Origin of the sequence: Streptomyces sp. F001 (assembly GCF_004187715.1) — a bacterium.
GTDB classification, from domain to species: Bacteria; Actinomycetota; Actinomycetes; order Streptomycetales; family Streptomycetaceae; genus Streptomyces; species Streptomyces flavusporus.
The window spans coordinates 812,626-838,886 of record NZ_QZWF01000001.1 but is presented as its reverse complement, the minus strand read 5'-3'; the positions used below and the strand labels follow the sequence as shown (position 1 = coordinate 838,886).

21 protein-coding genes and 1 pseudogene are annotated in these 26,261 nt (G+C 70.0%); 20 read left to right on the top strand and 2 right to left on the bottom strand.

Translation table 11 applies throughout. The features are described from left to right. The first annotated feature begins 151 nt into the window (after positions 1-151). The 5 genes from yajC (at position 152) to StrepF001_RS03815 (ending at position 6,917) form a co-directional block, all read left to right on the top strand. Positions 152-643 carry a preprotein translocase subunit YajC gene (gene yajC / locus StrepF001_RS03835; RefSeq protein ID WP_276322796.1) on the top strand — a complete coding sequence of 164 codons (492 nt, stop codon included), beginning with the start codon at positions 152-154 and terminating at the stop codon, positions 641-643. A gap of 131 nt (positions 644-774) precedes the next feature. Beyond that, the gene (secD, locus tag StrepF001_RS03830; RefSeq protein ID WP_129796841.1) at positions 775-2,511 is read left to right on the top strand and encodes a protein translocase subunit SecD; all 1,737 of its coding nucleotides are present in this window, start codon (positions 775-777) and stop codon (positions 2,509-2,511) included. Position 2,512: 1 nt separating this feature from the next. After that, positions 2,513-3,616, top strand: a complete 1,104-nt coding sequence (secF, locus tag StrepF001_RS03825) for a protein translocase subunit SecF (RefSeq protein WP_129796840.1) — start codon at positions 2,513-2,515, stop codon at positions 3,614-3,616. Then, entirely contained in the window at positions 3,613-4,152 is a 540-nt protein-coding gene (locus tag StrepF001_RS03820) for an adenine phosphoribosyltransferase (RefSeq protein ID WP_129796839.1), read from the top strand. Before secF ends, StrepF001_RS03820 begins: the two co-directional genes overlap by 4 nt. A gap of 233 nt (positions 4,153-4,385) precedes the next feature. Then, positions 4,386-6,917 (top strand): bifunctional (p)ppGpp synthetase/guanosine-3',5'-bis(diphosphate) 3'-pyrophosphohydrolase, encoded by a 2,532-nt coding sequence (locus StrepF001_RS03815; RefSeq protein WP_129796838.1) that lies wholly within the window; start codon positions 4,386-4,388, stop codon positions 6,915-6,917. 72 nt (positions 6,918-6,989) lie between these two features. Here the strand turns inward: StrepF001_RS03815 and StrepF001_RS03810 are convergent, their stop codons facing one another. Further along, a complete protein-coding gene (locus tag StrepF001_RS03810; protein ID WP_129796837.1) occupies positions 6,990-8,219 on the bottom strand; it encodes a DUF349 domain-containing protein in 1,230 nt (409 codons plus the stop codon). 134 nt (positions 8,220-8,353) lie between these two features. After that, positions 8,354-9,172, bottom strand: a complete 819-nt coding sequence (locus StrepF001_RS03805; RefSeq protein WP_129796836.1) for a peptidylprolyl isomerase — start codon at positions 9,170-9,172, stop codon at positions 8,354-8,356. A gap of 180 nt (positions 9,173-9,352) precedes the next feature. Here StrepF001_RS03805 and StrepF001_RS03800 point away from each other — a divergent pair, with 180 nt between their 5' ends. From StrepF001_RS03800 to StrepF001_RS03730, 15 genes and pseudogenes are all read left to right on the top strand, one after another. After that, the gene (locus StrepF001_RS03800; protein WP_129796835.1) at positions 9,353-10,060 is read left to right on the top strand and encodes an MBL fold metallo-hydrolase; all 708 of its coding nucleotides are present in this window, start codon (positions 9,353-9,355) and stop codon (positions 10,058-10,060) included. Positions 10,061-10,071: 11 nt separating this feature from the next. Continuing rightward, a complete protein-coding gene (gene hisS / locus StrepF001_RS03795) occupies positions 10,072-11,334 on the top strand; it encodes a histidine--tRNA ligase (protein WP_129796834.1) in 1,263 nt (420 codons plus the stop codon). 173 nt (positions 11,335-11,507) lie between these two features. After that, positions 11,508-12,164 carry a vitamin K epoxide reductase family protein gene (locus tag StrepF001_RS03790; protein ID WP_165396152.1) on the top strand — a complete coding sequence of 219 codons (657 nt, stop codon included), beginning with the start codon at positions 11,508-11,510 and terminating at the stop codon, positions 12,162-12,164. 47 nt (positions 12,165-12,211) lie between these two features. Continuing rightward, positions 12,212-13,567 (top strand): replication-associated recombination protein A, encoded by a 1,356-nt coding sequence (locus StrepF001_RS03785; RefSeq protein ID WP_129796832.1) that lies wholly within the window; start codon positions 12,212-12,214, stop codon positions 13,565-13,567. Positions 13,568-13,910: 343 nt separating this feature from the next. Beyond that, complete coding sequence (rpsD, locus tag StrepF001_RS03780; RefSeq protein ID WP_129796831.1) at positions 13,911-14,525, top strand: 30S ribosomal protein S4; 615 nt, start codon at positions 13,911-13,913, stop codon at positions 14,523-14,525. Positions 14,526-14,716: 191 nt separating this feature from the next. After that, a complete protein-coding gene (locus StrepF001_RS03775; RefSeq protein ID WP_165396151.1) occupies positions 14,717-15,151 on the top strand; it encodes a DUF948 domain-containing protein in 435 nt (144 codons plus the stop codon). Between the two features lie 9 nt (positions 15,152-15,160). Continuing rightward, positions 15,161-15,511: a hypothetical protein gene (locus StrepF001_RS03770; protein WP_129796829.1), complete on the top strand. Its 351-nt coding sequence runs from the start codon at positions 15,161-15,163 to the stop codon at positions 15,509-15,511. Next, positions 15,511-18,183, top strand: coding sequence for an alanine--tRNA ligase (gene alaS / locus StrepF001_RS03765; RefSeq protein ID WP_129796828.1), 2,673 nt, complete (start codon positions 15,511-15,513; stop codon positions 18,181-18,183). The genes StrepF001_RS03770 and alaS overlap by 1 nt, the downstream gene beginning before the upstream one ends. Next, a complete protein-coding gene (ruvX, locus tag StrepF001_RS03760; protein ID WP_129796827.1) occupies positions 18,183-18,647 on the top strand; it encodes a Holliday junction resolvase RuvX in 465 nt (154 codons plus the stop codon). Before alaS ends, ruvX begins: the two co-directional genes overlap by 1 nt. A 121-nt stretch (positions 18,648-18,768) precedes the next feature. Further along, positions 18,769-20,553 (top strand): endolytic transglycosylase MltG, encoded by a 1,785-nt coding sequence (mltG, locus tag StrepF001_RS03755; protein WP_129796826.1) that lies wholly within the window; start codon positions 18,769-18,771, stop codon positions 20,551-20,553. After that, positions 20,553-21,377 (top strand): shikimate dehydrogenase, encoded by an 825-nt coding sequence (locus tag StrepF001_RS03750; protein WP_129796825.1) that lies wholly within the window; start codon positions 20,553-20,555, stop codon positions 21,375-21,377. Before mltG ends, StrepF001_RS03750 begins: the two co-directional genes overlap by 1 nt. 48 nt (positions 21,378-21,425) lie before the next feature. Further along, entirely contained in the window at positions 21,426-21,755 is a 330-nt protein-coding gene (locus StrepF001_RS03745) for a hypothetical protein (RefSeq protein ID WP_129796824.1), read from the top strand. 172 nt (positions 21,756-21,927) lie between these two features. Further along, entirely contained in the window at positions 21,928-23,112 is a 1,185-nt protein-coding gene (gene aroC / locus StrepF001_RS03740; protein ID WP_129796823.1) for a chorismate synthase, read from the top strand. Then, positions 23,109-24,752 (top strand): 3-dehydroquinate synthase, encoded by a 1,644-nt coding sequence (gene aroB / locus StrepF001_RS03735; protein ID WP_129796822.1) that lies wholly within the window; start codon positions 23,109-23,111, stop codon positions 24,750-24,752. Before aroC ends, aroB begins: the two co-directional genes overlap by 4 nt. A 162-nt stretch (positions 24,753-24,914) precedes the next feature. Next, positions 24,915-25,794: pseudogene (locus tag StrepF001_RS03730) on the top strand (Pro-rich N-terminal domain-containing protein). Positions 25,795-26,261: the final 467 nt, after the last annotated feature.

The following is a 26,261-nucleotide window of genomic DNA, read 5'->3' as shown; positions in this document are numbered from 1 at the left end:
GGCCGGACCAGGAACCCGGGTGCCATGCTGAGCGTTGTTCCATGCGCGCGGACTCGCTTAGACTCCGCCGATGCCGCCTTCCCCGGCGGCAGACATACCCCCATCCATCAGGCCGCCCACCTGCGCGGTCGTGCGAAGGAAAATTCGTCCCGTGAATAGCCTCGTGACCCTCCTCCCGTTCATCGTGCTCATCGGGGCCATGATCCTGATGACCCGCTCGGCCAAGAAGAAGCAGCAGCAGGCCGTCGACATGCGGAATCAGATGCAGCCCGGTTCCGGCGTCCGCACCATCGGGGGCATGTACGCAACGGTCAAGGAGGTCAACGAGGACACGGTCCTCCTCGACGCCGGCCCGGGCGTCGAGCTCCTCTTTGCGAAGAACTCGATCGGTGCCGTGCTCTCCGACGACGAGTACAACCGCATCGTCCACGGCATCGAGCACGACCTGAAGTCCGACGCGGACTCCGTCCCGGACGACGCCTCCTCCCTCACCGAGACCGACGAGTCCGCCGACGCCGCCGCCTCCGCCGACAAGTCCGTGGACCTCGGCAAGAAGGACGCGGACGAGGAGCCCTCCGACGCCACCCTGGGCGACACCGCGAAGACGGACGACGAGCCGAAGAAGACCGACGGCGAGAAGTAGTCATGTCCCGGAGGGCGCGGGCCGGGCTCGCGCACCCCGGACATGCGCATCTCGCACGGGATCCCGACACCATGTCATGGCCGCTCGCCCGCTGACCCGGCGTGCGGCGGCCCGAGAGGGAGTACGAGAAGGTGGCAGCACCTAAAAAGGGCCGGAGCGCGAGCGCCCAGAGCAAGCCGGGGCGCTCGCTGGCCCTGATCCTGATCGCCATCGTGGCGCTCACCGGGGGCATGTTCGTCTCCGGGCACACCACTCCGCGTCTCGGTATCGACCTGGCCGGTGGTACGAGCATCACGCTCCGGGCTGTCCCCGAGGACGGCAACGAGTCCGCGATCAACAAGAAGAACATGGACACCGCGGTCGACATCATGAACCGCCGTGTCAATGGTCTCGGTGTCTCGGAGGCCGAGGTCCAGACGCAGGGCGATCGCAACATCATCGTCAACATCCCCAAGGGCACCAACTCGGAGGAAGCCCGGCAGCAGGTCGGCACCACCGCCAAGCTCTACTTCCGTCCCGTCCTCGCCACCGAGGCAACCGGCGGCCCCGCGACGTCGCCTTCGCCCAGCGCCTCCCCCAGCGGTTCGGCGAGCCCGTCGGCCTCCGGCTCCGAGAAGGCGAGCGCGACCCCCTCGGCGTCCGCCACCACGCAGGGCCGCGCCGTCACCGACGCACTGAAGGCCGACCCCACTCCCTCCGCCACCCCCTCGGGGTCCGCCTCGCCCAGCGCCTCCCCGTCGGCGAGCGGCGGCACCACCGACGACAGCAAGCTCCAGGCCCAGTACGCGGCCCTCGACTGCAGCAAGGCGGCGACCCGCGCCACGGCCGGCGACGGCGCCAAGCCCGAGGAGTCGACCGTCGGCTGCGGTGAGAACCAGGGCGTCTGGTACAAGTACCTGCTCGGCCCGGCCGGCGTGGACGGTACCGAGGTCGACAAGGCCCAGGCCGTCTACGACACCCAGAGCGGCGCCGGCTGGAAGGTCCAGATGGACTTCACCTCCGCGGGCGCCAAGAAGTTCGCCGACATCACCGGCAAGCTCGCGCAGAACCAGTCCCCGCAGAACCAGTTCGGCATCGTCCTGGACGGCGAGGTCGTCTCCAGCCCGTACGTCAGCCAGTCCATCACCGGCGGCAACGCCGAGATCTCCGGCACCTTCACCCAGCAGGAGGCCGAGAGCCTCGGCAACATCCTGTCGTACGGCGCCCTGCCGCTGACCTTCAAGGAGGACAGCGTCACCACGGTGACCGCGGCGCTCGGCGGCGAGCAGCTCCAGGCCGGTCTCATCGCGGGCGCCATCGGTCTCGCCCTCGTCGTGCTGTATCTGCTGGTCTACTACCGCGGCCTGTCGTTCATCGCGATCCTCTCCCTGCTGGTCTCCGCCGCCCTCACGTACGTGATCATGTCGCTGCTCGGCCCGGCCATCGGCTTCGCGCTGAACCTGCCGGCGGTCTGCGGTGCGATCGTCGCGATCGGCATCACGGCGGACTCGTTCATCGTGTACTTCGAACGGGTCCGGGACGAGATCCGTGAGGGCCGCTCGCTGCGCCCCGCGGTCGAGCGGGCCTGGCCGCGCGCCCGGCGCACCATCCTGGTCTCCGACTTCGTGTCGTTCCTCGCCGCCGCGGTGCTCTTCATCGTCACCGTCGGCAAGGTCCAGGGCTTCGCGTTCACGCTCGGCCTGACCACCCTGCTGGACGTCGTGGTGGTCTTCCTCTTCACCAAGCCGCTGCTGACGCTCATGGCCCGCAGGAAGTTCTTCGCCAGCGGCCACCCGTGGTCCGGTCTCGACCCGAAGCGACTCGGTGCCCGGCCGCCGCTGCGCCGCACCCGTCGTCCCGCCGCCCCCGTCGAAACGAAGGAGGCGTGAGATGTCGAAGCTCGGCAACCTCGGCGCCCGACTGCACCGAGGCGAGGTCAGTTACGACTTCGTCGGCAACCGCAAGATCTGGTACGGCATCTCGATCCTGATCACCATCACGGCCATCGTCGGCCTGGCGGTGCGCGGCCTGAACATGGGCATCGAGTTCCAGGGCGGTGCCGTCTTCACCACACCCAAGACGTCCGTCTCGGTCTCCCAGGCCGAGGAGTACGCGGAGGAGGCGTCCGGTCACGACGCCATCGTCCAGGGGCTCGGCAACGGCAGCCTGCGGATCCAGATCGCCGGTATCGACACCGACAGGTCGGACCAGATCAAGGAAACGCTCGCCGAGGACCTGAAGGTCGACTCGGAGAAGATCAACGCCGAACTGGTCGGCCCCAGTTGGGGTGACCAGATCGCCAACAAGGCCTGGCAGGGCCTCGGGATCTTCCTGATCCTCGTGGTGATCTATCTGGCGATCGCCTTCGAGTGGCGCATGGCGCTCGCCGCGTTCGTCGCCCTGATCCACGACATCACCATCACGGTCGGCATCTACGCCCTCGTCGGCTTCGAGGTCACACCGGGCACGGTGATCGGTCTGCTGACGATCCTCGGTTACTCGCTCTACGACACGGTCGTCGTCTTCGACAGCCTCAAGGAGCAGACGAAGGACATCACCAAGCAGACCCGCTGGACATACAGCGACATCGCCAACCGCTCCATCAACAGCACCCTGGTCCGCTCGATCAACACCACGGTGGTGGCGCTGCTGCCGGTGGGGGGCCTGCTGTTCATCGGCGGCGGTGTCCTCGGCGCCGGCATGCTCAACGACATCTCGCTGTCGCTGTTCGTCGGTCTCGCGGCCGGTGCGTACTCCTCGATCTTCATCGCCACGCCGCTCGTCGCCGACCTCAAGGAGCGCGAGCCGCAGATGAAGGCCCTGAAGAAGCGTGTCCTCGCCAAGCGGGAGAAGGGCGAGCCGCTGGAGGCCGAGACCGCCGACGAGTCGTTCGCCGACGGGCCCGAGGACGCAGCCCCGGCCGTCGTCGGCCCGCGCAACCAGCCCGCCTCCCGCAACCGGGGCCGCGGCCGACCCTCGGGGAAGCGCCGATGACCGGCATCAAGGAGCTGCTGCTCAGCCGCATCCGCGACGTGTCCGACTACCCGGAGCCGGGCGTGATGTTCAAGGACATCACCCCCCTCCTGGCGGACCCGGCGGCATTCACCGCGCTCACCGACGCGCTGGCCGAGATCGCCGGGCGCACCGGCGCCACCAAGATCGTCGGCCTGGAGGCCCGTGGCTTCATCCTCGGCGCCCCGGTCGCCGTCCGGGCCGGCGTCGGCTTCATCCCCGTACGCAAGGCGGGCAAGCTCCCCGGAGCCACCCTCCGCCAGGCGTACGACCTGGAGTACGGCTCCGCGGAGATCGAGGTGCACGCCGAGGACCTGACCGGAGGCGACCGTGTCCTGGTCGTCGACGACGTCCTCGCCACCGGCGGCACCGCCGAGGCCTCCCTCGAGCTCATCCGCCGGGCCGGTGCCCAGGTCGCGGGCGTCGCCGTCCTGATGGAACTGGCGTTCCTGAACGGCCGCGCCCGCCTGGAACCGGCCCTCGACGGGGCACCCCTGGAGTCGCTCCTCACCGTCTGAGCCGGCGTTCAGGACGTCGGCCCGGCACACCCTGCGCGGCAAGGCAGGCGAAAGGCGCACGCCACCCGTATGACACCGCTGAGGCGGGCCCGGAGGAATCCGGTGCCCGCCTCTGGTGTTACCGGGGTACATGGTCCTCAGATCGGTCTGAGGGCGATCCTGGAGCTCAGGATCGCTACCATGGGGTCTCCGGAGCCTGACCGGGGGACCCGGATCGCGCACGAGGAGCCCTCTTGCCAGACGAGGCCCAGCACCTGACCGCCGCCAAGCCCGAGCGCGCCTCGGAGCCCGCGGCCAAACCCGCGCCGCACACGAAGAACGACACCCGCGGGTCGGTGGAGCACGCCCAGTCCGCGCCCGTCGCCAAGGCGGCAGAGTCCTCGCGCCCCAAGCCTGCCCCTGCCGAGCGCCCCGCGCCCACGCCCCCGATCCGCCCCGCCGCGACGCCGCAGACCCCGCGCTCCGGCTCCTCCAACCGCGTCCGCGCCCGCCTCGCCCGCCTCGGCGTCCAGCGCGCCAACCCGTACAACCCGGTGCTGGAGCCGCTGCTGCGGATAGTGCGCAGCAACGACCCCAAGATCGAGACGTCGACGCTCCGGCAGATCGAGAAGGCCTACCAGGTCGCCGAACGCTGGCACCGCGGCCAGAAGCGCAAGAGCGGCGACCCGTACATCACGCACCCCCTCGCCGTCACCACCATCCTCGCCGAGCTGGGCATGGATCCGGCCACCCTGATGGCCGGCCTGCTGCACGACACGGTCGAGGACACCGAGTACGGCCTGGACGATCTGCGCCGCGACTTCGGCGACGTGGTCGCCCTGCTCGTCGACGGCGTCACCAAGCTGGACAAGGTCAAGTTCGGTGAGGCCGCGCAGGCCGAGACCGTGCGCAAGATGGTCGTCGCCATGGCCAAGGACCCGCGCGTTCTGGTCATCAAGCTCGCCGACCGCCTGCACAACATGCGCACCATGCGCTACCTCAAGCGCGAGAAGCAGGAGAAGAAGGCGCGCGAGACGCTCGAGATCTACGCGCCGCTCGCCCACCGCCTGGGCATGAACACCATCAAGTGGGAGCTGGAGGACCTCGCCTTCGCGATCCTCTACCCCAAGATGTACGACGAGATCGTGCGTCTGGTGGCCGAGCGGGCGCCCAAGCGCGACGAGTACCTCGCGATAGTGACCGACGAGGTCCAGCAGGACCTGCGCGCCGCCCGCATCAAGGCGACCGTCACCGGCCGCCCGAAGCACTACTACAGCGTCTACCAGAAGATGATCGTCCGCGGACGCGACTTCGCGGAGATCTACGACCTGGTGGGCATCCGCGTCCTCGTGGACACCGTCCGCGACTGCTACGCGGCCCTCGGCACGGTGCACGCGCGATGGAACCCGGTCCCCGGCCGGTTCAAGGACTACATCGCGATGCCCAAGTTCAACATGTACCAGTCGCTGCACACGACGGTCATCGGCCCCAACGGCAAGCCGGTCGAACTCCAGATCCGCACGTTCGACATGCACCGCCGCGCCGAGTACGGCATCGCCGCGCACTGGAAGTACAAGCAGGAGGCCGTGGCCGGTGCCTCCAAGGTGCGCACCGACGTGCCCAAGGCGTCGGGCAAGGACAAGGACGCCATCAACGACATGGCGTGGCTGCGGCAGCTCCTCGACTGGCAGAAGGAGACCGAGGACCCCAGCGAGTTCCTCGAGTCGCTGCGCTTCGACCTCTCCCGCAACGAGGTCTTCGTCTTCACTCCGAAGGGCGACGTCATAGCGCTCCCGGCCGGCGCGACTCCGGTCGACTTCGCGTACGCGGTCCACACGGAGGTCGGCCACCGCACCATAGGGGCGCGGGTCAACGGGCGGCTCGTCCCGCTGGAGTCCACCCTGGACAACGGCGACCTGGTGGAGGTCTTCACCTCCAAGGCGGCCGGTGCGGGCCCCTCCCGGGACTGGCTCGGCTTCGTGAAGTCCCCGCGTGCCCGCAACAAGATCCGGGCGTGGTTCTCCAAGGAGCGCCGCGACGAGGCGATCGAGCAGGGCAAGGACGCCATCGTCCGTGCGATGCGCAAGCAGAACCTGCCGATCCAGCGGATCCTCACCGGCGACTCCCTCGTCACGCTCGCCCACGAGATGCGCTACCCCGACATCTCCGCGCTGTACGCGGCGATCGGTGAGGGCCATGTCTCCGCGCAGAACGTCGTCCAGAAGCTCGTCCAGGCGTTCGGCGGCGAGGAGGCCGCCACCGAGGAGATCGACGAGAGCGTGCCGCCCGCGCGCGGACGCGGCCGCAAACGCCGCACCAGCGCCGATCCGGGCGTCGTCGTCAAGGGCGTCGACGACGTGTGGGTCAAGCTGGCCCGCTGTTGTACGCCCGTCCCCGGCGACCCCATCATCGGCTTCGTCACGCGCGGTAGTGGTGTATCGGTTCACCGCAGCGACTGTGTGAACGTGGAGTCACTGTCCCGCGAACCCGAGCGCATCCTCGACGTCGAGTGGGCGCCCACTCAGTCGTCGGTCTTCCTGGTCGCCATCCAGGTCGAGGCCCTGGACCGCTCCCGGCTCCTGTCGGACGTCACCCGGGTCCTGTCCGACCAGCACGTCAACATCCTCTCCGCGGCCGTCCAGACCTCCCGCGACCGCGTCGCCACCTCCCGCTTCACCTTCGAGATGGGCGACCCGAAACATCTCGGCCATGTCCTGAAGGCGGTCCGGGGAGTGGAGGGCGTCTACGACGTGTACCGGGTGACGTCGGCGCGCAGCAGGTCGTAGGGCCGCACGAGACAAACGACAGGGGCTCCCGTACCGCGTACGGGAGCCCCTGTCGTGCCTGCCGGGCGTCGGTCAGCCGCCGAACTCCTGGAGGCCCTTCAGCGCCTGGTCCAGCAGGGCCTGGCGGCCCTCCAGCTCCCGCTCGAGCTTGTCGGCCCTGGCGTTGTTGCCCTGGGCGCGCGCCTGCTCGATCTGCGTCTTCAGCTTGTCCACCGCGGCCTGGAGCTGGCCCGTCAGACCCTCGGCACGCGCGCGTGCCTCCGGGTTGGTGCGGCGCCACTCGGCTTCCTCGGCCTCCTGGATGGCCCGCTCGACGGAGTGCATCCGGCCCTCGACCTTCGGCCGGGCATCCCGCGGCACATGGCCGATGGCCTCCCAGCGCTCGTTGATCGAGCGGAACGCGGCCCGCGCCGCCTTCAGATCCGTGACCGGGAGGATCTTCTCGGCCTCACCGGCCAGCTCCTCCTTGAGCTTGAGGTTCTCCGCCTGCTCCGCGTCACGCTCGGCGAAGACCGAGCTGCGGGCGGCGAAGAAGACGTCCTGGGCGCCGCGGAAGCGGTTCCACAGGTCGTCCTCGTGCTCGCGCTGGGCGCGGCCCGCCGCCTTCCACTCGGACATCAGTTCGCGGTAGCGCGCGGCCGTCGGACCCCAGTCGGTCGACCCCGAAAGGGCCTCGGCCTCGGCGACCAGCCGCTCCTTGGCCCTGCGGGCCTCCTCGCGCTGCGCGTCCAGCTGCGCGAAGTGCGCCTTGCGGCGCTTGGAGAACGCCGACCGGGCGTGCGAGAAGCGGTGCCACAGCTCGTCGTCCGACTTGCGGTCCAGCCGTGGCAGCCCCTTCCAGGTGTCCACCAGAGCCCGCAGCCGCTCGCCGGCCGCCCGCCACTGGTCCGACTGCGCCAGTTCCTCGGCCTCGGCGACCAGAGACTCCTTGGCGTGCCGCGCCTCGTCCGCCTGCCGCGCCCGCTGCGCCTTGCGCTGCTCGCGCCGAGCCTCGACGGTCTGGACCAGCTTGTCCAGCCGGGCCCGCAGCGCATCCAGATCACCGACCGCGTGGTGCGCGTCGACCTGCTCGCGCAGATGGTCGATCGCGGCCTTGGCGTCCTTCGCCGACAGGTCGGTCGTCTGCACTCGCTTCTCGAGGAGGCCGATCTCGACAACCAGGCCCTCGTACTTGCGCTCGAAGTAGGCCAGCGCTTCCTCAGGGGAGCCTGCCTGCCAGGAACCGACGACCTTCTCGCCGTCGGCCGTACGCACGTACACGGTCCCCGTCTCGTCGACGCGGCCCCACGGGTCGCTGCTCACAGCGCCTCCTCCACATGATGCCTGCGCAGGGCCTCGAGCCCCCGGGCATCGTCCACAGTTTCGTCACGGCCAACATAGGCGACCGGCGGGTTGCCTGTCCGCATCCCGCGCGACCGAAATTCCGCAGTTGGCGGTCAGGATTTCGTGACGGTTGTCTTGTTGATCACGACCGTTGCGTTCGGCGCCCCGTCACCGGCGCCCGTGCTCTCACCTGCGGCGGCGATCTTCTTCAGCACGGTCATGCCCGACTTGGAAACGGTACCGAACGGTGTGTAGCTGGGGGGCAGCTGACTGTCCTGGTACACGAGGAAGAACTGGCTGCCGCCGGAGTCCGCCTGCCCCGTGTTCGCCATCGCCACCGTGCCCGCCGGGTACACGTTGCCCTTGAGGCTCTTGTCCTTCAGATTCTCGTCCGGAATCGTGTAGCCGGGACCGCCGCTGCCGCTGCCCGTCGGGTCGCCGCACTGGAGCACGTAGATGCCGTTGGTGGTCAGGCGGTGGCACTTCGTGTGGTCGAAGTAGCCCTTGCCGGCGAGGAAGTTGAACGAGTTGACGGTGTGCGGGGCCGCCGAGGTCTTCAGGTCGATGTCTATGTCACCGCACGTCGTCGCGAGCTTCATCGTGTACCCGGCCGACTTGTCGATGGTCATCGCCGGCTCCTTCTTCCAGGTCTCCGACTTGACCTTGCCCGCGGCAGGCTTCTCGCACGGGTCCGGCAGCGGGCTGGCCGGCGAGGAGCTCTCGGTGACCTCAGAGCCCGCGTTGGTCTTCTCGTCCTCCTTGAGGGCGTCGGTCGTATACAGCGCGAGGCTGCCGATCAGGACCACGCCGAGCGCCGACGCGATCGCGGCGTTGCGCATACGCGCCTTGCGCCGGGCGTCGGTGCGCCGCTGCTGCTGCCGCAAGAACTTCTCCCGGGCGAGCTGACGCCGCCGCTGTTCCTGGCTGACCACCGGGTTTACTCCTCATGCGTCTCGAACGTCGACCGGTACGTGCGCGTGCTGTGAGCCGACCGCCTGCGTGTGCCCCGTACCGTATATGGGTTCGCTGAGGAATCGGCAGCGCCGGTAGGCTCTGACGTCAGGCGCAGCCGCCGCCAAGTCCGCCCGTACCGACCCAAACGAAGGACGATCGTGCTCATTGCCGGGTTCCCCGCCGGGGCCTGGGGGACGAACTGTTATCTCGTCGCCCCCGCCGCCGGTGAGGAGTGCGTGATCATCGACCCCGGCCACCAGGCCGCCGAAGGTGTCGAGGAAGCGATCAGGAAGCATCGGCTCAAGCCCGTCGCCGTCGTCCTCACCCACGGCCACCTCGACCACGTGGCCTCGGTCGTCCCGGTCTGCGGCGCGCACGACGTACCGGCCTGGATCCACCCCGAGGACCGCTACATGATGAGCGACCCCGAGAAGGCCCTCGGCCGGTCCATCGGGATGCCGCTGATGGGCGAGCTGACCGTGGGGGAGCCCGACGACGTCAAGGAGCTCGCCGACGGCGTCCGGCTGGAACTGGCCGGGCTGGAGCTCTCCGTCGCACACGCGCCGGGCCATACCAAGGGGTCGGTGACCTTCCGGATGCCCGAGACCGCCGACATCCCGTCGGTCTTCTTCTCCGGGGATCTGCTCTTCGCCGGCTCCATCGGACGCACCGACCTGCCCGGCGGTGACATGGCCGAGATGCTCGACTCGCTGGCCCGCGTGTGCCTGCCGCTCGACGACTCGACCGTGGTGCTGTCCGGCCACGGCCCCCAGACGACCATCGGCCAGGAGCGCGCCACCAACCCGTATCTGCGGCAGGTGGCCGCCGGCCTGGGAGCCCAGGAAGCTCCCCGACGAGGAATGTGACGAGACCTTCCGTGAGCACCTTCAAGGCCCCCAAGGGCACGTACGACCTGATCCCGCCGGACAGCGCCAAGTACCTGGCCGTCCGCGAGGCGATCGCCGCGCCGCTGCGCAACTCCGGCTACGGGTACATCGAGACACCCGGCTTCGAGAGCGTCGAGCTGTTCGCACGCGGCGTGGGCGAGTCCACCGACATCGTGACCAAGGAGATGTACGCCTTCGAGACCAAGGGCGGCGACAAGCTCGCCCTGCGCCCCGAGGGCACGGCCTCGGTCCTGCGCGCGGCCCTGGAGGCCAACCTGCACAAGGTGGGCAACCTCCCGGTCAAGCTCTGGTACTCGGGCTCCTACTACCGCTACGAGCGCCCCCAGAAGGGCCGTTACAGGCACTTCTCGCAGGTCGGCGCCGAGGCGATCGGTGCCGAGGACCCGGCGCTGGACGCCGAGCTGATCATCCTGGCCGACCAGGCGTACCGCTCGCTGGGACTGAGCAACTTCCGGATCCTGCTCAACAGCCTGGGCGACAAGGAGTGCCGCCCGGTGTACCGGGCCGCGCTGCAGGACTTCCTGCGCGGCCTGGACATCGACGAGGACACGCGCCGCCGCGCCGAGATCAACCCGCTCCGCGTCCTGGACGACAAGCGCGAGTCGGTCCAGAAGCAGCTCGGGGATGCCCCGCTGCTGCGTGACTACCTCTGCGACGCCTGCAAGGCCTACCACGAGGAGGTGCGCGAGCTGCTCGGCGCCGCGGGCGTCGCCTTCGAGGACGACCCGAAGTTGGTGCGCGGCCTGGACTACTACACCCGCACGACCTTCGAATTCGTCCACGACGGCCTCGGCTCCCAGTCCGCGGTGGGCGGCGGCGGCCGCTACGACGGCCTGTCGGAGATGATCGGCGGCCCCGCCCTGCCGTCCGTCGGCTGGGCGCTCGGCGTCGACCGCACGGTGCTCGCCCTGGAGGCCGAGGGCGTCGAACTCGAACTCCCCGCCAGTACCAGCGTGTTTGCGGTGCCGCTCGGCGAGGAGGCCCGCCGGGTGCTGTTCGCCAAGGTCACCGAGCTGCGCAAGGTCGGCATCGCCGCCGACTTCTCCTACGGCGCCAAGGGCCTCAAGGGCGCCATGAAGAACGCCAACCGCAGCGGTGCCCGCTACACGATCGTCGCCGGTGAACGCGACCTCGCCGAGGGCGTCGTCCAGCTCAAGGACATGCAGTCCGGCGAGCAGACGCCGGTGGGCGTCAACGAGATCGTGGCGGAACTGGAGGCACGGCTCGGCTGATTGCCGTTCCTGAGGGCGTCGGCTGTCTTCCCAGGCATCCGGCGCCCTCGCGCATGTCCGGAACCGAACGGCAGGCCGACGTCCTTATGCGCAGCAAACGGTGGACACACGGGCGCGTGCGGCACAATGGCCCATGCTGGAAGCAGATCCCCTCGAGTGACGGAATCGGCGTGATGAGCAAGACGACAGTCAGGGACGTCTCCACCGAGCCCGAACCGCAGAGTGCAGCCGCCGAGCCGCGGACGGTCGGTGGTGGCCGGGCCTTCGCCCTGCTGCTGGTGATCACGGGAGCTGCGGGGCTGCTGGCCGCGTGGGTCATCACGCTCGACAAGTTCAAGATCCTCGAAGCCAAGGCCGAGGGCGAGACGTTCACGCCGAGCTGCAGCCTCAACCCCATCGTCTCCTGCGGCAGCGTCATGGAGAGCGACCAGGCCTCCGTCTTCGGGTTCCCCAACCCGATGCTCGGCCTCGTCACCTACGGCATCGTGATCTGCGTCGGCATGAGCCTGCTCGCCCGGGCCCGCTTCCCGCGCTGGTACTGGCTCACCTTCAACGCCGGCACGCTCTTCGGCGTCGCCTTCTGCACCTGGCTGATGTTCCAGTCGCTGTACCGGATCAATGCGCTGTGCCTGTGGTGCTCGCTGGCCTGGGTCGCCACGATCGTCATGTTCTGGTACGTGACGTCGTTCAACGTCCGGAACGACTTCCTGCCGGCCCCCGCCGGCCTCAAGCGATTCTTCGCCGAGTTCACCTGGGTGCTGCCGGTCACGCACGTCGGCGTCATCGTCATGCTGATCCTCACCCGCTGGGGCAGCCAGCTCTGGGCCTGAGCCCGGGCCCCGAGGGCGTTGTCAGTGGGGTGAATTAGGGTTTCAGCGTGGAACCCGACCTGTTCACCGCCGCCGCAGAAGAACGCCAGGAGAAGGACCCGACCGCAAGTCCCCTGGCGGTGCGGATGCGCCCGCGCACCCTCGACGAGGTCGTGGGCCAGCAGCACCTGCTGAAGCCCGGCTCGCCCCTGCGTCGACTGGTCGGCGAGGGCGCCGGGGGACCGGCGGGTCCGTCCTCGGTGATCCTGTGGGGCCCGCCCGGCACCGGCAAGACGACTCTCGCCTACGTCGTCTCCAAGGCCACCAACAAGCGCTTCGTGGAGCTGTCCGCGATCACCGCCGGGGTCAAGGAGGTCCGCGCGGTCATCGACGGCGCCCGCCGCGCCACCGGCGGCTTCGGCAAGGAGACCGTCCTCTTCCTCGACGAGATCCACCGCTTCAGCAAGGCCCAGCAGGACTCCCTCCTCCCGGCCGTCGAGAACCGCTGGGTCACGCTGATCGCCGCCACCACGGAGAACCCGTACTTCTCGGTGATCTCGCCTCTCCTCTCCCGCTCCCTGCTGCTGACCCTCGAGCCCCTCACGGACGACGACGTGCGCGGTCTGATCCGCCGCGCCCTCACCGACGACCGCGGTCTCGACGGCGCCGTCACGCTCCCCGAGGACACCGAGGCCCACCTGCTGCGGATCGCCGGCGGCGACGCCCGCCGCGCCCTGACCGCCCTGGAGGCCGCCGCCGGGGCCGCGCTCGACAAGGGCGAGACGGACATCGGGCTCCGGACGCTGGAGGAGACCGTCGACCGCGCCGCCGTGAAGTACGACCGCGACGGCGACCAGCACTACGACGTGGCCAGCGCCCTGATCAAGTCGATCCGCGGCTCCGACGTCGACGCGGCCCTGCACTACCTGGCCCGCATGATCGAGGCCGGCGAGGACCCCCGCTTCATCGCCCGCCGCCTGATGATCTCCGCCAGCGAGGACATCGGCCTCGCCGATCCGAACGCTCTGCCGATCGCGGTCGCCGCCGCCCAGGCCGTCGCCATGATCGGCTTCCCCGAGGCCGCCCTCACCCTCAGCCACGCCACCATCGCCCTCGCCCTGGCCCCCAAGTCCAACGCCGCGACGACCGCGATCGGCGCCGCCCTGGACGACGTACGCAAGGGACTGGCCGGCCCCGTCCCGCCGCACCTGCGCGACGGGCACTACAAGGGCGCCGCCGGGCTGGGCCACGCCCAGGGGTACGTGTATCCGCACGACCTGCCCGAGGGCATCGCCGGCCAGCAGTACGCCCCGGACGCCCTGAAGGACCGGGAGTACTACACACCGACCCGGCACGGCGCCGAGGCACGCTACGCGGACGCCGTGGAGTGGACCAGGAAACACCTCGGTCGCAGGCGGCCCTGAGCAGCCTGTAGACTTGCTCGAAGCGCTGCGTCCCGTGCTCAGCACCTCGAAAGAGGAGCCGGCACCACCAGAACGGGACATCCAGCCGGAGAACCCGGCCCCCGGGCAGGGATCTCCAGGAGCGTCGCGCACCGGCGAACGGTGTCGCGGGCAGCCCACCACCACCCGAAGTTCCGGGAGCGGTCGGTGGGCCACTCGCGTGCTGCACGTATGTGCCCAGACCAGGGGAACGGCTGCCCGGCAGGTCCGTCAGCGGACCAGGCGGGTTTCCCCGGCTGCGGATGCGACCTCCCCTAACCCTGGTGAAGCCGTATTCGCATAAGAAACACGAGGTGTTTGGTTCATGGCGAACCAGTCCCGCCCCAAGGTCAAGAAGTCGCGTGCCCTCGGTATCGCGCTGACCCCGAAGGCCGTCAAGTACTTCGAGGCCCGTCCCTACCCGCCGGGTGAGCACGGCCGTGGCCGCAAGCAGAACTCGGACTACAAGGTCCGTCTGCTGGAGAAGCAGCGTCTGCGTGCGCAGTACGACGTGTCCGAGCGCCAGCTCGTCCGCGCCTACGAGCGTGCCTCCAAGGTTCAGGGCAAGACCGGTGAGGCCCTGATCATCGAGCTCGAGCGTCGTCTCGACGCGCTGGTCCTGCGTTCGGGCATCGCCCGCACGATCTACCAGGCCCGTCAGATGGTCGTTCACGGCCACATCGAGGTCAACGGCCAGAAGGTCGACAAGCCGTCGTTCCGCGTCCGTCCCGACGACGTCGTGATGGTCCGCGAGCGCAGCCGCGAGAAGACCCTCTTCTCCATCGCCCGTGAGGGTGGCTTCGCCCCCGACGGCGAGACCCCGCGCTACCTCCAGGTGAACCTCAAGGCCCTGGCGTTCCGCCTGGACCGCGAGCCGAACCGCAAGGAGATCCCGGTGATCTGCGACGAGCAGCTCGTCGTCGAGTACTACGCCCGCTGATCCCAGCCGGCCCGCAGTACCTCAGCCCGTCGTCTCCCCGCCCTTCCGGGCGGGCGGGGCGGCGGGCTTCCGCATGCGCGGCGCCCGCGCGCCGCCGGGTCGTAATCCGGTACGGAGTCCCAGCCTCGGCGCGATAGGCTCGGTGCACGACTTTTTCGATGTTCAGGCACGTTTCAGGGAGCGGGTGCGCAGTGTCCGGTGGAGAGGTGGCCGGGATCCTGGTGGCCGTCTTCTGGGCGATCCTGGTCTCCTTCCTCGCGGTGGCACTCGCGAGGCTGGCCCAGACGCTCAGGGCGACCACCAAGCTCGTGGCGGACGTGACCGACCAGGCCGTCCCGCTGCTGGCCGACGCCTCCGCGGCGGTGCGCTCCGCACAGACCCAGATCGAGCGGGTCGACGCGATCGCCTCGGACGTCCAGGAGGTCACGTCGAACGCGTCCGCGCTCTCGACGACCGTCGCCTCCACGTTCGGCGGGCCCCTGGTCAAGGTCGCCGCCTTCGGCTACGGCGTACGCCGGGCCCTCGGCGGCCGCAAGGAGGACGTGCCCGCCAGGACGTCCAGGCGTACCGTGATCGTGGGCCGGACCGTCCCGGCCGCGCGGCGGGCGAAGCGGAAGAAGGACTGAGACCTAGCGATGTTCCGCCGTACGTTCTGGTTCACCACGGGTGTCGCCGCCGGCGTGTGGGCCACCACCAAGGTCAACCGCAAGCTGAAGCAGCTGACCCCCGAGAGCCTCGCCGCCACGGCCGCGAACAAGGCGATCGACGCGGGCCACCGGCTCAAGGACCGCGCGGTGGGCTTCGCCCTCGACGTCCGCGACAACATGGCCCAGCGGGAGGCCGAGCTGGGGGAGGCGCTCGGCATCCACGAGGACCCCGAACTCCCCACGCCGCGGCGGTATGCCGCCATCGAGAACCGCAACAAGCCGAAGACGTACGTCATCGACAGCACGACGTACTCGTACAACCGGAATGAGGACCACTGATGGAGTCGGCTGAGATCCGCCGCCGCTGGCTGAGCTTCTTCGAGGAGCGCGGGCACACCGTCGTCCCTTCGGCGTCGCTCATCGCGGACGACCCGACTCTGCTCCTCGTCCCGGCCGGCATGGTGCCCTTCAAGCCCTACTTCCTGGGCGAGGTCAAGCCTCCCTACGCCCGTGCCACGAGCGTGCAGAAGTGCGTGCGCACACCCGACATCGAAGAGGTCGGCAAGACCACGCGGCACGGCACGTTCTTCCAGATGTGCGGCAACTTCTCCTTCGGCGACTACTTCAAGGAAGGCGCCATCAAGTACGCCTGGGAGCTGCTCACCACGCCCCAGGACAAGGGCGGTTACGGACTCGACCCCGAGCGTCTGTGGATCACCGTCTACCTCGAGGACGACGAGGCCGAGCGCATCTGGCGCGACGTCGTCGGCGTGCCCGCCGAGCGCATCCAGCGCCTCGGCAAGAAGGACAACTACTGGTCCATGGGCGTCCCCGGCCCCTGCGGCCCGTGCTCCGAGATCAACTACGACCGCGGCCCCGAGTTCGGCGTCGAGGGCGGTCCCGCCGTCAACGACGAGCGGTACGTGGAGATCTGGAACCTCGTCTTCATGCAGTACGAGCGTGGCGAGGGCACCGGCAAGGAGGACTTCGAGATCCTCGGCGAGCTGCCGAGCAAGAACATCGACACCGGCCTCGGCATGGAGCGGCTCGCCATGATTCTGCAGGGCGTGCAGAACATGTACGAGATCGACACCTCGATGGCCGTCATCAACAAGGCCACCGAGCTGACCGGCGTGCGCTACGGTGACGCCCACGACTCGGACGTCTCCCTGCGCGTGGTCACCGACCACATGCGCACGTCCGTGATGCTCATCGGCGACGGTGTCACGCCCGGCAACGAGGGCCGCGGCTACGTCCTGCGCCGCATCATGCGCCGCGCCATCCGCAACATGCGCCTGCTCGGTGCCACCGGCCCGGTCGTCAAAGACCTGATCGACGTCGTCATCGGCATGATGGGCCAGCAGTACCCCGAGCTCATCACCGACCGCGAGCGCATCGAGAAGGTGGCCCTCGCCGAGGAGAACGCCTTCCTCAAGACGCTGAAGGCCGGCACCAACATCCTCGACACGGCCATCACCGACACCAAGGCCGCCGGCTCCACCGTCCTGCCCGGCGACAAGGCCTTCCTGCTTCACGACACGTGGGGCTTCCCGATCGACCTCACCCTGGAGATGGCCGCCGAGCAGGGCCTGACCGTGGACGAGGACGGCTTCCGCCGCCTGATGAAGGAGCAGCGGGAGAAGGCCAAGGCCGACGCCCAGGCCAAGAAGACCGGCCACGCCGACGTCGGCGCCTACCGCGAGATCGCCGACAGCGCCGGCGAGACCGAGTTCATCGGCTACACCGACACCGAGGGCGAGTCCACCATCGTCGGCATCCTCGTCGACGGCGTCTCCTCCCCTGCCGCCACCGAGGGCGACGAGGTCGAGATCGTCCTCGATCGCACCCCCTTCTACGCCGAGGGCGGCGGCCAGATCGGCGACACCGGCCGGATCAAGGTCGACACCGGCGCCGTGATCGAGGTCCGCGACTGCCAGAAGCCGGTCCCGGGTGTGTACGTCCACAAGGGCGTCGTCCAGGTCGGCGAGGTGACCGTCGGTGCCAAGGCTCACGCCTCGATCGACTCCCGCCGCCGCAAGGCCATCGCCCGCGCCCACTCGGCCACGCACCTCACTCACCAGGCTCTGCGCGACGCCCTCGGCCCGACAGCCGCCCAGGCCGGCTCCGAGAACCAGCCCGGCCGCTTCCGCTTCGACTTCGGCTCGCCGTCCGCCGTACCGACGGCCGTGATGACCGACGTCGAGCAGAAGATCAACGAGGTGCTCGCCCGCGACCTCGACGTGCGCGCCGACATCATGGGCATCGACGAGGCCCGTAAGCAGGGAGCCATCGCCGAGTTCGGCGAGAAGTACGGCGAGCGCGTGCGCGTCGTGACCATCGGCGACTTCTCCAAGGAGCTGTGCGGCGGCACGCATGTGCACAACACCGCCCAGCTGGGCCTGGTGAAGCTGCTCGGCGAGTCGTCCATCGGCTCCGGTGTCCGCCGGATCGAGGCCCTGGTCGGCGTGGACGCCTACACCTTCCTCGCCCGCGAGCACACGGTCGTCAACCAGCTCACCGAGCTGCTCAAGGGTCGCCCGGAGGACCTGCCGGAGAAGGTCTCCGCCATGCTCGGCAAGCTGAAGGACGCCGAGAAGGAGATCGAAAAGTTCCGCGCCGAGAAGGTGCTCCAGGCCGCCGCCGGCCTCGCCGAGTCCGCCAAGGACGTGCGCGGCGTCGCCCTGGTCACCGGCCAGGTCCCGGACGACACCACCGCCGACGACCTGCGCAAGCTGGTCCTCGACGTACGAGGCCGCATCCAGGGCGGCCGGGCCGCCGTGGTCGCCCTGTTCACCACGGTCAACGGCAAGCCGCTGACCGTGATCGCCACCAACGAGGCCGCCCGCGAGCGCGGCCTGAAGGCCGGCGACCTGGTCCGTACGGCCGCCAAGACCCTCGGCGGTGGCGGCGGCGGCAAGCCGGACGTCGCCCAGGGCGGCGGACAGAACCCGGCCGCGATCGGCGAGGCCGTCGACGCCGTCGAGCGGCTCGTGGCGGAAACGGCCAAGTGATGCGCAGAGGACGTCGACTCGCGATCGACGTCGGGGACGCCCGCATCGGGGTCGCCTCGTGCGACCCCGACGGGATCCTCGCCACCCCGGTGGAGACGGTCCCGGGACGGGACATCCCCGCAGCGCACCGCCGGTTGAAGCAGCTCGTCGAGGAGTACGAGCCGATCGAGGTCGTCGTCGGGCTGCCGCGCTCCCTCAAGGGGGGCGAGGGCCCGGCCGCGGCCAAGGTCCGCGGCTTCGCCCAGGAACTCGCGCAGGGCATCGCACCGGTCCCGGTCCGGCTGGTCGACGAGCGGATGACGACGGTGACGGCGAGCCAGGGACTGCGCGCCTCGGGCGTGAAGTCCAAGAAGGGCCGCTCGGTCATCGACCAGGCGGCCGCTGTCATCATCCTGCAGCAGGCGTTGGAATCCGAACGGGTGTCAGGTAAAGCCCCGGGCGAGGGCGTCGAAGTGGTCATCTGATCGCGATACGGTAACGTTCCGCGCGATGCGGTGGTGTTCGAACAGCCTCCGCACAGCAAGAGGCGGGACGGGAGCCGAGCCGGAAGCCACGCGACCGCCGCCTCGCGGCTCTAGGGGATCGATGACTGAGTATGGCCGGGGCCAAGGCTCCGAACCGTGGCATCCGGAGGACCCGTTGTACGGGGACGACGGATGGGGAGGACAGCAGGCCCACCAGGGTCAGCAGTCCCCCTACGACGGCCAGCCGCAGCACCATCCAGAGCAGCCGCAGCAGCAGTACGGCGACTGGGGCGACGGCCGGCAGGCCGCATACGGTCAGGAGCAGCATCAGTACCCCGGTCAGGCGCAGCATCAGTACCCCGGCCAGGAGCAGCATCAGTACCCCGGTCAGGCGCAGCATCAGTACCCCGGCCAGGAGCAGCATCAGTACCCCGGCCAGGGGCAGCATCAGTACCCCGGCCAGGGGCAGCATCAGTACCCCGGCCAGGGGCAGCAGTCGTACGACCCGCACCAGCAGTACGACACCGGCGGCTGGGCCACCGGCACGCACCAGCAGGTCCCCTACACCCCGGACCCGGCCGACCCGTACGCCCAGCAGGCGGCCCCCTACGGCGCACAGCAACCGGACTTCTACGGCACCCCGGACGCGTACCCGCCGCCGGAGCCGCCCGCCCGGCGGCGCGCCGAACCGGAGCCGAGGACCGACTGGGATCCCGGCCCCGACCAGGGCGAGCACGCCTTCTTCGCGGGCGGGGACGATGACGACGGCGACGAGCCGGGGGACCGGGGTGGCCGCGACCGGCGGGGACGGGGCGGCAAGAGCAAGAAGAGCCGCAGCGGATGCGCCTGCCTGGTGGTCGTCCTGGTCTTCGGCGGCGGCCTGGCCGGTGTCTCCTACTTCGGCTACCAGTACTACCAGGATCGTTTCGGCGCCGCCCCGGACTACGCGGGGGACGGCACCGACGAGCAGGTGACCGTCGAAGTCCCCAAGGGCGCCAGCGGAGCCGAGATCGGCCGCCGGCTCAAGGAGGCGGGCGTCATCAAGAGCGTGGACGCGTTCGTCGCCGCACAGTCGCAGAACCCTGACGGGGAGTCGATCCAGGCGGGCGCCTATCTGCTGAACAAGCAGATGTCCGCGGCGAGCGCCGTCGAGATGATGCTCGACCCGAAGAGCCAGAACAACGTGGTGGTCCCCCCGGGCCAGCGCAATGTGTGGGTCTACGAAAGGATCGACGAGAAGCTCGGTCTGGAGTCGGGCACCACCAAGGACGTCGCCGGGAAGAAGTACAAGAGCCTCGGTCTGCCGAGCTGGGCGAACAACAACGGTGACATCAAGGACCCGTTGGAGGGCTTCCTCTACCCGGGCACCTATGCCGCGGCCAAGGGCATGAAGCCGGAGGCGGTGCTGAAGGAGATGGTCACGCGGGCCAACGAGCAGTACGGCCAGTACGAGCTCGACGCGAAGGCCAAGGCGCTCGACCTGGAGAATCCGCTGCAGGTCATCACGGTCGCCAGCCTCGTCCAGGCCGAGGGCAAGACGACGGACGACTTCCGCAAGATGGCCGAGGTCGTCTACAACCGCCTCGAGTCGACCAACACCGAGACGAACCAACTGCTCCAGTTCGACTCGACCTTCAACTACCTCAAGGGCCAGAGCAAGATCGACATCTCCGAGTCGGAGATCAACAGCAACCCGGACCCGTACAACACCTACACCAACAAGGGCCTGCCACCCGGTCCGATCGGCAACCCGGGCGACGAGGCACTGAAGGCCGCGCTGAACCCGACGGACGACGGCTGGATGTACTTCGTCGCCACGGACGGCATGAACAAGACCGAGTTCGCCAAGACGATCGAGGAACACCAGAGGCTGGTCGACAAGTTCAACGCGTCGAGGAACGACTGATGCCGGCACCTCGAAGGGCCGCCGTGCTCGGCTCTCCGATCGCCCACTCCCTCTCCCCGGTGCTGCACCGTGCCGCGTACGCGCAACTGGGCTTGGAGGGGTGGAGGTACGACCGCTTCGAGATCGACGAGGCGGCGTTGCCGGGCTTCTTGGGCACGCTCGGTCCCGAGTGGGCCGGGCTGTCGCTGACCATGCCGCTGAAGCGGGCCGTGATCCCGCTGCTCGACGAGATCAGCGCCACCGCGGCCTCGGTCGAGGCGGTCAACACGGTCGTCTTCACCGAGGACGGCCGCCGCGTCGGCGACAACACCGACATCCCCGGCATGATCGCCGCGTTGCGCGAGCACGGCATCGAGCAGGTCGACTCGGCGGCGATCCTCGGCGCGGGCGCCACCGCCTCCTCCGCGCTGGCCGCGCTCGCCCGGATCTGCACCGGCGAGGTCGTGGTGTACGTCCGCAGCGCCGCCCGCGCCGCCGAGATGCGGCAGTGGGGCGAGCGGCTCGACGTCGAGGTGCGGACGGCGGACTGGGCGGACGCGGCCAAGGCGCTGCGCGCTCCGCTGGTGATCGCGACGACGCCGACCGGTGCGACGGACGCCCTGGCCGCCGCTGTGCCCGAGCGGCCCGCCACCCTCTTCGACGTGCTCTACGAGCCGTGGCCCACCGAACTCGCGGCCCGCTGGTCCATGTTCGGCGGAGCCGTCGTCAGCGGTCTCGACCTGCTGGTGCACCAGGCGGTGCTCCAGGTCGAGCAGATGACGGGGCGCGTACCGGCGCTGGAGGCCATGCGAAAAGCGGGCGAACACGCGCTCGACGCTCGATAGGATCCCCCCGGTTCCGCAGGGGGCGGGCCGGGGAGGGGAAAGCGTTCGATGTCCACAGGCGTGTCGCTGGCGTCTGCCAAGAGCCAGATCTTCGAGAGCCTGCTGTGGTTCCTGCCCGACTGGGTGCAGAACACCGTGCTCGTACTGATCATTGTTGCCGTCCTGGCGACCTGGATCCTCAAGCTGAGGAACAAGATCGCCGCACGCCGCGCGCTGCGCATGGCACAGCCGGTGCTGGCGGCACAGGACGGGCAGGGGCGCGGAGCGGACTATCTGGGGCAGTACGCGCCTCAGCAGACGGCTCCGCAGCAGCCCAGCGGCGCCGACTACCTCGGCGCCTACGCCCCGCAGCAGCGTCCGGAGAACGGCCCCTCCTGATCGTCGTCCTGCCGGGTCCCGTCCGTCTGATGGACCGGCGGCGGGGCAGGGCCTCGGACGTGGGAGGATCGGAGGTGGCGGGCCAGGGCCGCGCACCCCGGTCGCGCCATCGCCGTACGCGAGGACGCGCGTACGCAGGGCAGTACCGGGGCGCGAGCACTGAGGAGCACCGTTGAGCAGGTTGCGCTGGCTGACCGCGGGGGAGTCCCACGGTCCCGCACTCGTCGCGACGCTGGAGGGCCTTCCCGCCGGCGTGCCGATCACCACGGAGATGGTGGCGGACCACCTGGCGCGCCGGCGGCTCGGCTATGGGCGCGGTGCGCGGATGAAGTTCGAGCGGGACGAGGTCACCTTCCTCGGCGGTGTCCGGCACGGTCTCACCCTGGGCTCGCCGGTCGCGATCATGGTCGGCAACACCGAGTGGCCGAAGTGGGAACAGGTCATGGCGGCCGATCCGGTCGACCCCGAGGTGCTGGCCGACCTCGCCCGTAACGCGCCGCTGACCCGGCCCCGGCCCGGTCACGCCGACCTCGCGGGCATGCAGAAGTACGGCTTCGACGAGGCACGTCCGGTGCTGGAGCGGGCCTCTGCGCGGGAGACGGCGGCCCGGGTGGCGCTCGGCGCGGTGGCGCGGTCGTACCTGAAGGAGACCGCCGGCATCGAGATCGTCAGCCATGTCGTGGAGCTGGCGGCGGCCAAGGCCCCGTACGGCGTGTACCCGACCCCGGCGGACGTCGAGAAGCTCGACGCGGACCCCGTGCGCTGCCTGGACGCGGACGCGTCGAAGGCGATGGTCGCGGAGATCGACCAGGCCCACAAGGACGGCGACACGCTCGGCGGTGTCGTGGAGGTGCTGGCGTACGGCGTGCCCGTGGGCCTCGGTTCGCACGTGCACTGGGACCGTCGGCTGGACTCCCGGCTGGCCGCCGCCCTGATGGGCATTCAGGCGATCAAGGGCGTCGAGGTCGGCGACGGCTTCGAGCTTGCCCGGGTGCCCGGGTCGAAGGCGCACGACGAGATCGTCAACACGCCCGAGGGCATCAGGCGCGTCTCCGGTCGCTCCGGCGGCACCGAGGGCGGTCTGTCCACCGGTGAGCTGCTGCGCGTGCGGGCCGCGATGAAGCCGATCGCGACCGTGCCGCGCGCCCTGCAGACCGTGGACGTGACCACGGGTGAGGCGGCGAAAGCCCACCACCAGCGCTCTGACGTATCGGCGGTTCCGGCAGCCGGGATCGTCGCGGAGGCGATGGTCGCGCTGGTCCTCGCGGACGCCGTGGCGGAGAAGTTCGGCGGCGACAGCGTGGCCGAGACCCGCCGCAACGTGCAGTCGTACCTCGACAACCTGGCGATCCGATGAGCGCTCCGCAGGTGGTGCTGGTCGGTCCGATGGGGGTGGGCAAGTCCACGGTCGGGCAGTTGCTGGCCGAGCGGCTGGGCGTCGGCTACCGGGACACCGACGACGACATCGTCGCCGAGCAGGGCCGGTCCATCGCCGAGATCTTCGTCGACGAGGGCGAGCCCGCGTTCCGGGCGCTCGAGAAGCAGGCGGTGCACCGGGCGCTGACCGAGCACGACGGCGTCCTGGCGCTGGGCGGCGGCGCGATCCTCGACGCGGACACGCGCGCGGTGCTCGCCGGGCAGCGGGTCGTCTACCTCTCCATGGACGTCGAGGAAGCGGTCAAGCGGACCGGCCTGAACGCGGCCCGCCCCCTTCTCGCCGTCAACCCGCGCAAGCAGTGGCGCGAGCTGATGGAGGCCCGCCGGCACCTGTACGAGGAGGTCGCCACGGCCGTGGTCGCCACTGATGGCCGTACGCCCGAAGAGGTCACCCAAGCTGCTCTGGACGCACTGGAGTTGACTGCATTTTCCGGGGGACAACCCCCGGACCCCCGGCCGGAGGACATGATGGCAAGCCAGGTGACAAGGATCCAGGTCGGCGGCACCGCGGGCAGCGAGCCGTACGAGGTCCTGGTTGGCCGTCAGCTGCTCGGTGAGCTCGGCGGGTTGGTCGGCGACAAGGCCAAGCGGGTCGCCGTCATCCACCCCGAGGCGCTCGCCGAGACCGGCGAGGCACTGCGCGCCGATCTGGCCGAGCAGGGCTACGAGGCGGTCGCCATCCAGGTGCCCAACGCCGAGGAGGCCAAGACCGCCGAGGTTGCCGCCTACTGCTGGAAGGCGCTCGGCCAGTCCGGCTTCACCCGCACGGACGTCGTCGTGGGCGTCGGCGGCGGTGCGACCACCGACCTCGCCGGTTTCGTCGCCGCGACCTGGCTGCGCGGCGTCCGCTGGATCGCGATCCCCACCACCGTCCTGGCCATGGTCGACGCGGCGGTGGGCGGCAAGACCGGCATCAACACCGCCGAGGGCAAGAACCTGGTCGGCGCCTTCCATCCGCCCGTCGGCGTGCTGTGCGACCTGGCGGCGCTGGACTCCCTCCCGGTCAACGACTACGTCTCCGGGCTCGCCGAGATCATCAAGGCCGGCTTCATCGCCGACCCGACGATCCTCGAGCTCATCGAGGCCGACCCGCAGGCCGCCCGCACCCCGGCCGGCCCGCACACCGCCGAGCTCATCGAGCGGTCCATCCGGGTCAAGGCCGAGGTCGTCTCCTCCGACCTGAAGGAATCGGGCCTGCGGGAGATCCTCAACTACGGTCACACCCTCGGCCACGCCATCGAGAAGAACGAGCGCTACAAGTGGCGGCACGGCGCCGCGGTCGCCGTCGGCATGCACTTCGCCGCCGAACTCGGCCGTCTCGCGGGCCGGTTGGACGACGCCACCGCCGACCGGCACCGCACGATCCTCGAATCGGTCGGCCTGCCGCTGCACTACCGCTACGACCAGTGGCCCAAGCTGCTGCAGAACATGAAGGTCGACAAGAAGTCCCGCGGGGACCTGCTGCGCTTCATCGTCCTGGACGGCCTGGCCAAGCCCACCGTTCTGGAAGGACCCGACCCGGCCGTGCTCCTCGCCGCCTACGGCGAAGTGGGCCAGTAAGTCCCAGAGGCCCCTTCCGCCCGTTCGGCCTCTCCACACCGGGCACTTCGGGCCGTCCCCGGCCGTTCACCAATCGGCGGCCGGGGACGGTACCGTTCGGTAGGGAGCGGGGTCCGCCTCGCTGTCAGCGTCAATTGCCTGTACGAGACGGAGTGGCACCGGATGCAGCACGCAGTGGGGTCTCCGCTGCCGCCGCCCCACCAGCCGGGGCACGGACCGGCCACCGGCTGGTCGCCGGCCGCACAACACCCAGGTCCGCACCACCAGGGTTCCGCACCCGGGCCGCAGGGACCCGTCCCCGTGCCCCACCGCCCGGCCCCGGCTTCACCGGCGCCCCTCGGCCCCGGTCCCGCCCGCCTCGCACCCCATGGCTGCGCAAGCCGCTCCGACGGCGCCCGACACCACCGGCCATGTGCCGCTACCGCCCGGCGGCCCCGTCGCCATGCCCAGCACGCCGCCCGCCGCGACCGCTCCCGACCCCGGCACCACAACACTCGCGGTGCTGCTCATCGGCCCCGCCGGCGCCGGCAAGACCAGCGTGGCCAAGTTCTGGGCGGACCACCGCCGGGTCCCCACGGCCCACATCAGCCTGGACGACGTACGCGAATGGGTCCGCTCGGGCTTCGCGGACCCGCAGTCCGGATGGAACGACCACTCCGAGGCGCAGTACCGCCTCGCCCGCCGCACCTGCGGATTCGCCGCGCGCAACTTCCTGGCCAACGGCATCTCCTGCATCCTCGACGACGCCGTCTTCCCGGACCGCCCAGTGGTGGGCCTCGGCGGCTGGAAACGGCACGTGGGCCCCGGCCTGCTCCCTGTGGTCCTCCTTCCCGGCCTCGACATAGTCCTGGAACGCAACGCCGAACGCACCGGCAACCGCCGCCTCACCGACGAGGAGGTCGCCCGCATCCACGGCCGCATGGCGGGCTGGTACGGCTCGGGCCTCCCGATCATCGACAACTCCCAACTCGACGTACCCGGCACGGCCCGCGTCCTGGACGAGGTCCTGGCCCGCTCGATCGCAAGCCCACCGCAGTGGTAGCAAAACCAGAAACCCCGCACGGCCCGCGGCGCCCGAGGCTGACGGGCCCCGCCACCCCCACCCCCACCCCATCCCCACCCCCATCCCCACCCGCAGCCGCCGACGCACATGAGCGGGTCGTGGGGTGCGGCGCAGCCCGCCGCTTAGCTGGTCCCAGTACCGGCCCACTGTGGCAGCAGGCAGAGGGGCGCAACCCGCGGGGGGGCTCGCCGCACCACCACGACCCCGGCCCACGACGCATCCCCAGGCGTCTGGCCCCGCCGGCGGAGGCAGCCGCGCAACCCGCGGGGGCTCGCCGCACCACCACGACCCCGGCCCACGACGCATCCCCAGGCGTCTGGCCCCGCCGGCGGAGGCAGCCGCGCAACCCCGCGGGCTCGCCGCACCACCACGACCCCGACCCACCCACCGGCACAAGGCGCCCGCCGCTCAACCGTCGGAGACACCCCCACTCGGCCCTCCCGACC

Coding starts and splice junctions, on each gene's coding strand:
- StrepF001_RS03745 (WP_129796824.1), top strand. CDS start 21,426: ATGTCCACAGGCGTGTCGCTGGCGTCTGCCAAGAGCCAGATCTTCGAG.
- rpsD (WP_129796831.1), top strand. CDS start 13,911: ATGGCGAACCAGTCCCGCCCCAAGGTCAAGAAGTCGCGTGCCCTCGGT.
- secF (WP_129796840.1), top strand. CDS start 2,513: ATGTCGAAGCTCGGCAACCTCGGCGCCCGACTGCACCGAGGCGAGGTC.
- aroB (WP_129796822.1), top strand. CDS start 23,109: ATGAGCGCTCCGCAGGTGGTGCTGGTCGGTCCGATGGGGGTGGGCAAG.
- ruvX (WP_129796827.1), top strand. CDS start 18,183: ATGCGCAGAGGACGTCGACTCGCGATCGACGTCGGGGACGCCCGCATC.
- StrepF001_RS03750 (WP_129796825.1), top strand. CDS start 20,553: ATGCCGGCACCTCGAAGGGCCGCCGTGCTCGGCTCTCCGATCGCCCAC.
- alaS (WP_129796828.1), top strand. CDS start 15,511: ATGGAGTCGGCTGAGATCCGCCGCCGCTGGCTGAGCTTCTTCGAGGAG.
- mltG (WP_129796826.1), top strand. CDS start 18,769: ATGACTGAGTATGGCCGGGGCCAAGGCTCCGAACCGTGGCATCCGGAG.
- StrepF001_RS03820 (WP_129796839.1), top strand. CDS start 3,613: ATGACCGGCATCAAGGAGCTGCTGCTCAGCCGCATCCGCGACGTGTCC.
- StrepF001_RS03790 (WP_165396152.1), top strand. CDS start 11,508: ATGAGCAAGACGACAGTCAGGGACGTCTCCACCGAGCCCGAACCGCAG.
- StrepF001_RS03770 (WP_129796829.1), top strand. CDS start 15,161: ATGTTCCGCCGTACGTTCTGGTTCACCACGGGTGTCGCCGCCGGCGTG.